Origin of the sequence: Streptomyces capoamus (genome assembly GCF_014654935.1) — a bacterium.
GTDB classification, from domain to species: domain Bacteria; phylum Actinomycetota; class Actinomycetes; order Streptomycetales; family Streptomycetaceae; genus Streptomyces; species Streptomyces capoamus.
Genome location: NZ_BNBF01000001.1, coordinates 357,969 through 364,180 on the forward strand (window position 1 = coordinate 357,969; position 6,212 = coordinate 364,180).

General features: G+C 72.5%; 5 protein-coding genes. 3 read left to right on the top strand and 2 right to left on the bottom strand.

The genetic code is table 11. The annotated features are described in order from the left end of the window. The 3 genes from IE312_RS38495 to IE312_RS01715 form a co-directional block, all read left to right on the top strand. Window positions 1-274, top strand: a 274-nt coding sequence (locus tag IE312_RS38495) for an NUDIX hydrolase (RefSeq protein WP_502266954.1), incomplete at its 5' end; no start/stop codon positions are given. 54 nt (window positions 275-328) lie between these two features. Continuing rightward, window positions 329-1,150: a 3-hydroxybutyrate dehydrogenase gene (locus tag IE312_RS01710; protein WP_189977575.1), complete on the top strand. Its 822-nt coding sequence runs from the start codon at window positions 329-331 to the stop codon at window positions 1,148-1,150. Between the two features lie 103 nt (window positions 1,151-1,253). Then, complete coding sequence (locus IE312_RS01715) at window positions 1,254-3,173, top strand: helix-turn-helix domain-containing protein (protein ID WP_189977578.1); 1,920 nt, start codon at window positions 1,254-1,256, stop codon at window positions 3,171-3,173. A gap of 49 nt (window positions 3,174-3,222) precedes the next feature. On the opposite strand, the gene IE312_RS01720 is transcribed toward IE312_RS01715, so the two are convergent. Further along, window positions 3,223-4,602 carry an MFS transporter gene (locus IE312_RS01720; protein ID WP_189977579.1) on the bottom strand — a complete coding sequence of 460 codons (1,380 nt, stop codon included), beginning with the start codon at window positions 4,600-4,602 and terminating at the stop codon, window positions 3,223-3,225. A 523-nt stretch (window positions 4,603-5,125) separates the two neighbouring features. Continuing rightward, window positions 5,126-6,212, bottom strand: a 1,087-nt coding sequence (locus IE312_RS38500) for a PP2C family protein-serine/threonine phosphatase (RefSeq protein ID WP_229898871.1), incomplete at its 5' end; no start/stop codon positions are given.

A 6,212-nucleotide genomic window follows, 5' to 3' on the forward strand; every position in this document is an offset into this window, starting at 1 on the left:
GGAGACGGCCGTGCACTGCGTCGCCGAGCGGATCGTCCTGGTCCAGTCCTCCGATCCGGTGACCTATCCCAACGGCGACGTCTGCCAGTACATGGACGTCACCATCCGCTGCCGTGCCGTTGGCGGGCAGGCGCGGGTCAACGACGACGAGTCGCTGGACGTCGGCTGGTTCCCGGTGGACGCGCTGCCGCAACTGCACGAGTTCGCGCTCTTCCGGATCAAGCAGGCCATGTCCGAGGCACCCACATGGTTCGACCCTATGACTGCTAGCTGAAGTATGGGGGGTCACCATATGTGGGGACGGTCGGCTTCCGCTTAGGGTCGGCACATGACCTCGCCCACCCCCCTGCCCGGCCCCGACCCCCGATCCCAGGCGCCCGCGCTCGACCTCGACGGCCGCACCGCGCTGGTCACCGGCGCCGCCGGCGGCATCGGCCGCGCCTGCGCACTGCGGCTGGCGGCCGCCGGCGCCGAGGTCCGCGCCGTCGACCGGGACGCGGCCGGCCTGGCCGAGCTGGCCCAGCAGGCCAACCGGACCGACGGCCTCGCGGGCACCGTCGTACCGCTGGTCGTGGACCTCACCGACCTGGACGCCGCCGAAGCCGCGGCCGCCGGCACCGACGTGCTGGTGAACAACGCGGGACTGCAACTGGTACGGCCCATCGAGGAGTTCCCGCCCGAGGTCTTCCACACGGTGCTGACCGTGATGCTGGAGGCACCCTTCCGCCTGATCCGCGGCGCCCTCCCGCACATGTACGCACAAGGGTGGGGCCGGATCGTGAATGTGTCGTCCGTCCACGGCCTGCGCGCCTCGGCCTTCAAGTCCGCCTATGTGGCGGCCAAACATGGCCTGGAAGGCCTGTCCAAGACGACCGCACTGGAGGGTGCCGCCCACGGTGTGACCTCGAACTGTGTGAACCCGGCCTACGTGCGCACCCCACTGGTCGAGAAGCAGATCGCCGACCAGGCGCAGGCGCACGGCATCCCCGAGGAGCGCGTGCTCTCCGAGGTCCTGCTGAAGGACAGCGCGGTACGACGGCTCATCGAACCCGAGGAGGTCGCCGAGGCCGTGGCCTACCTGTGCGGCCCCCAGGCGTCCTTCGTCACCGGCACCTCCCTCGTCCTGGACGGCGGGTGGACGGCCCACTGACCGGCCCGGCGGCACCGGAGGCTCCGGCCGCACCGGCCGCACCGGCTCCGCAAGTTGTCCACAGGCCTGCCGGGCCGGGTGGCCGATACGGGATCCTGTGACCATGCCCCGCGATCACCTGCAGTCGGCCCCCAGCGGCAGCGCCGAGGCCCCGTACCTCGACCTGCTGGCCCGCGACGCCTCCGTGGAGGCCTATGAGCAGCCCGTGCTGCTCGCCCGAGCCGCGGGCGAGCCGGCCGGCCGGCTCGCCGCGCTGGAAGAGGCCAGAATGCTCGCCCTGCGTGTCCGCGCGGAGCTGGAGGGCCGCCGGCGGCGCGAGGCGGAGCTGTCGGCGCTCTTCGAGACCGCCCACGACCTCGCCGGACTGCGCGACCTCGACGCCGTCCTGCAGGCGATCGTGCAGCGCGCCCGCTCCCTGCTCGGCACGGACGTCGCCTACCTCAGTCTCAACGACCCCGCGCGCGGCGACACCTACATGCGGGTCACGGAGGGGTCCGTCTCCGCCCGCTTCCAGCAACTGCGCCTCGGCATGGGAGAAGGGCTCGGCGGACTCGTCGCCCAGACCGCGCGGCCGTACGTCACCGACGACTATTTCCAGGACGGCCGCTTCCAGCACACCCACGCCATCGACGCGGGGGTCCGCGACGAGGGACTGGTCGCCATCCTCGGCGTCCCGCTGATGCTCGGACCGCACGTGATCGGCGTCCTCTTCGCCGCCGACCGGCGCGCGCGGGTCTTCGAACGCGAGCAGATCGCCCTGCTCGGCTCGTTCGCCGCGCTCGCGGCGGCGGCCATCGACACCGCCAACCTGCTCGCCGAGACCCGGGCCGCCCTGGCCGGCCTGGAACGCGCCAACGAGATCATCCGGGACCGCAGCGCCGTGATCGAACGCGCCTCCGAGGTCCACGACCGGCTCGCCCAACTCGTCCTGCGCGGCGGCGGGGTCCACGACGTGGCCGCGGCCGTCTCCCACGTCCTCGACGGGACCGTCGAGTTCGCCGAGGCCGACGTGGCACCGGCCGGAGCACTGGAGGCGTCCCGGGCCGAGGGGCACGCCGTACGGCACGGCAGCGACTGGATCGCCGCGGTGACCGCCGGCGGCGAACTCCTCGGCGCCCTGGTCCTGCGCGGCCACCCCGGCCTCGACCCCGTCGACCAGCGGACCCTGGAGCGCGCGGCCATGGTCACCTCCCTGCTGCTGCTCGCCCGCCGGTCCGCCGCCGACGCCGAACAGCGGGTGCGCGGCGAGCTGCTGGACGACCTGCTCGACGCGCGCGACCGCGATCCGCGCCTGCTGCGCGAACGCGCCAGCCGCCTGCAGGCGGACCTGGACGCCACCCACGTGGTCCTCGCCGCCCGTCTCGACGGCCCGGCCGCCGACGCCGACGAAGAGGCCGCCGCTCGCCGCCGGCTGTGGTCCGCCGCCTCCCACCTCGCCGCCACCCGGCAGGGACTGGCCGCGGCCCGCGACGGCGGCACGGTCCTGCTGCTGCCGCTCGGTGCCGGCGACACCGCCACCGAGGTGGCCCGGCGCACCGCACGCCACCTGGGCACGGCCGTGCACCAACCGGTCACGGTCGGCGCCTCGGCACCCGTCACCGACCTCGCCGGGCACCCCGACACCGTGGCCGCCGCGTACGCCGAGGGCCGCCGCTGCCTGGACGCGCTGCACCTGCTGGGCCGGGCCGGCGACGGCGCGGCGGCCGAGGACTTCGGCTTCCTCGGTCTGCTCCTCGCCGGCGAACGCGACGTCGCGGGCTTCGTCGAGCGGACCATCGGCCCGGTCGTGTCCTACGACGAGCGGCGCGGCACGGACCTGGTGCGCACCCTGAGCGCGTACTTCGAGGGCGGCATGAGCCCCGCGCGCACCAAGGACGCGCTGCACGTGCACGTGAACACGGTCGCGCAGCGGCTGGAGCGCGTGGGCCGCCTGCTCGGCGCGGACTGGCAGACCCCCGCCCGCGCCCTGGAGATCCAACTGGCCCTGCGGCTGCACCGGCTGGCGGCACCGATACGGCACTGACCGGCCCCGCGCGGGGCCGGTCGGTGCGGACGCCCTCGGACTCGGCCGGTCAGACGGTCCGCGCCCCGGCGGCCGGAGCCGCCGCGGCGGAAGCGCCGCCCTCCTCGTCGACCCGGCCGAGATCCCGGTGCCGCGTCTCACGCGCGAGACCCACGGCGACCAGGGTCAGCACGGCGGCGGCGATCACGTACAGCGCGATCGGGGTGGAGCTGTCGTAGTCCGAGAGCAGCGCGGTGGCGATGAGCGGAGCGGGCGCACCGGCCGCCACGGAGGCGAACTGGGCGCCGATGGACGCGCCCGAGTACCGCATCCGGGTCGCGAACATCTCCGCGAAGAACGCGGCCTGCGGCGCGTACATCGCGCCGTGCAGCACGAGCCCGACGGTCACGGCGAGGACCAGGTAACCGAACGACCCCTTGTCCACCAGCGCGAAGAACGGGAACATCCACAGCCCGACCCCGGCCGCGCCCAGCAGGTACACCGGCCGCCGGCCGACCCGGTCGGACAGCGCGCCCCAGGCCGGGATGACCGCGAAGTGCACCGCGGAGCCGATGAGCACGGCGTTGAGCGCGGTCTGCTTCGAGACGCCGGCCGAGGTGGTGGCGTAGACGAGGATGAAGGCGGTGATGACGTAGTAGCTGATGTTCTCCGCCATCCGCGCGCCCATCGCCACGAGCACGTCCCGCCAGTGGTGCCGCAGTACCGAGACGATCGGAAGCTTCTCCTCCGTACCGGCCCGGCGCGCCTCGGCCCGCGCCAACGCCTCCTTGAAGACGGGCGACTCGTCGACGGACAGCCGTATCCACAGACCGACGACGACGAGGACCCCGGACAGCAGGAACGGGATCCGCCACCCCCAGGAGCCGAAGGAGTCGTCGGACAGTACGGCGGTGAGCAGCGACAGCACACCGGTCGCCAGCAACTGCCCGGCCGGCGCACCGGTCTGCGGCCACGAGGCCCAGAAGCCGCGCCGCCGGGCGTCGCCGTGCTCCGACACCAGCAGGACGGCGCCGCCCCACTCACCGCCGAGCGCGAAGCCCTGCACCAGCCGCAACACGGTGAGCAGCACGGGCGCGGCGGTGCCGACGGTGGCGTGCGTGGGCAGCAGCCCGATGGCGAACGTGGCGCCGCCCATCAGCACCAGGCTCAGCACCAGCAGCTTCTTCCGCCCCAGCCGGTCACCGTAGTGCCCGAACACCAGCGCCCCCAACGGCCGCGCCGCGAACCCCACGGCGTACGTCAGGAAGGACAGCAGCGTTCCCACGAGCGGGTCGGAGCCCGGGAAGAACAACTTGTTGAACACCAGCGCGGCGGCCGAGCCGTAGAGGAAGAAGTCGTACCACTCGATGGTGGTCCCGATGAGGCTGGCGGCGACGATGCGGGGGAGGCTGGCGGTGGGTGGGGGAGCGGTGGTGGTTCCGGATGCCATGTGCGCCACTTCCTCGTGTGCGGTGGGGACGGGTATGTGTCGGCACACGGTAGGAAGACGCAGGTCAGGGGCACATGTGGTGGGGCACCATAGTTAGGGGGTCGGCTATGCGTGCATCCCCCATGCCGGGCCGCGGAAGAGCGGTTCAGGGGCTCGGAGACCGTCCGGACCAGCCACACCGACGAGCGGCCGGCCGCTGTCCGTCTCGATCGCGGCCCCACTGACCGCTCAGCCCGGACATCCGTATAGGCAGTCGGAGGTCCCGTCGATCGGGGCGATGATCCTTCGCAGCCCGGCCTGTGCTCGGGGAATACCGCGCGGAGGGCGTGGTCGTGGTCGCTGATCCGGTCCGTATCGACAGCACGGACATCTCGCTGAGGACTCGCGCGACGAGCACCGGTGAGCAGATGAGAGGGGAGCTACGCACCAGCGGCGTGAGGGCCGCGCAACGCGTGAGCCATCCACCGGTCTCCAGCGCCCGCGCCGATGATCGGTGCAGCGACCGGCCGGGCCTGGCCGTATTTCAAGAGTCGGGCGTGAAGGGTTGCATGCGTGCGATGAGGACGGCGACATCGTCCGGGTCGGCGGGAAGCCGGAGTTTGTGAAGGAGCCGGTCGCAGGTTTCTTCCAGGGTGGGGTCAGGTGTGTCGAGCAGACGCAGGAGGGTGTTGAGGCGTTCGTCGATGGGGTGATGACGGACCTCGACGAGGCCGTCGGTGTACAGGACCAGCCGATCACCGGCGTCGACGGGGATGGTCGTGGTCACGAAGGGCACGCCGCCAACCCCGAGCGGGGTGCCGGTCGGAAGGTCGAGCAGTTCCGGGTGCTTGCCATTGCGCACCAGGACGGGCGGCAGATGGCCGGCGAGGGAGATGTGGCACTCCGCGCGGTGCGGATCGTAGACGGCGTAGACGCAGGTGGCGATGTACTGCTCAAGCCCTGAGGTGATCTTGTCGAGGTGATGGAGGACCTCGGCGGGGTCCAGGTCGAGGTCGGCAAAGTCGCTGGTGCCGGTGCGCAGGCGGCCCATGGTGACAGCGGCGTCGATACCACTGCCCATGACGTCCCCCACAACCAGTACGGTCTTGTCGCCGTCGAGCGGGAGGACGTCGTACCAGTCGCCACCGACCTCGTAAGCCGCCTGTGCAGGCCGGTACCGGGAGGCGACGTCCAGGCCCGGGAGGTGCGGCGGGTGGTCCGGGAGCAGGCTGCGCTGAAGGGTCTCGGCCGTATTGCGCACCGTCTGGTGGGAGCGGGCGTTGTCGATGCACACCGCCGCGCGGGAGGCCAGCTCACCGGCGAGGGCAAGGTCGTCCTCGTCGAACGGCTGCGGGTTGCGGGCGCGGCTCAGCCCCAGGGAGCCGAGGATCTGGCCGCGTGCGGTGAGCGGGAGCAGCATGTAGGAGTGCACGCCTGCACGGGCCAGCAGCGTGGCGGCGCGGTCGTCGCGGGCGATGCGGGCCATGGCGGCGTCATCTATGTGGGAGATCAGGATCGGCCGGCCGGTGCGTACGCATTCGGTGGGCAGGCGGTCGGCGTCGTAAGCAGCGATCTGCCCGGGTGGGTCGGCGGCCTGAACGGCTTCGGTGGCGTACGCGGCCTGCACTGCG

Coding starts and splice junctions, on each gene's coding strand:
- IE312_RS01710 (WP_189977575.1), top strand. CDS start 329: ATGACCTCGCCCACCCCCCTGCCCGGCCCCGACCCCCGATCCCAGGCG.
- IE312_RS01715 (WP_189977578.1), top strand. CDS start 1,254: ATGCCCCGCGATCACCTGCAGTCGGCCCCCAGCGGCAGCGCCGAGGCC.
- IE312_RS01720 (WP_189977579.1), bottom strand. CDS start 4,602: ATGGCATCCGGAACCACCACCGCTCCCCCACCCACCGCCAGCCTCCCC.